The following is a 379-nucleotide window of genomic DNA, read 5'->3' as shown; positions in this document are numbered from 1 at the left end:
AGTCTTCCATAATGAAGGGAGTCAGCAAATTACGGCCAAACTTGAAGGACTGGGTTTTGGGGCGAAACTTGATGAAACACAGCTTTCTTCAGGCGATATACCTAATGAACCTGATCCTGTGAGACAAGCTAAAGTACTTAAACTGTTATTAGGCATTAATGCTCTACTTTTCTTTATAGAATTCATCAGCGGAATTATTGCTGCGTCTACAGGATTGATTGCTGATTCTCTAGATATGTTTGCCGATGCAGCCGTTTATGGTATTGCGCTATATGCCGTCGGAAAAGCTGCGAAATATCAAGTGAAAGCAGCCCATTTCGCAGGTTGGATTCAGTTATTACTTGCTGTCATCGTGATTATTGATGTCATTAGACGATTC

General features: G+C 40.9%; 1 pseudogene. It reads left to right on the top strand.

Going from position 1 to position 379, the window contains the following annotated elements:
* Window positions 1-379 (top strand): annotated as a pseudogene (locus B3143_RS04415) (cation transporter); the annotation flags it as partial.

The organism is Acinetobacter sp. UBA1496 (genome assembly GCF_002324975.1).
Lineage (GTDB): Bacteria > Pseudomonadota > Gammaproteobacteria > Pseudomonadales > Moraxellaceae > Acinetobacter > Acinetobacter variabilis.
This window is presented reverse-complemented; position numbering and strand designations above follow the sequence as displayed.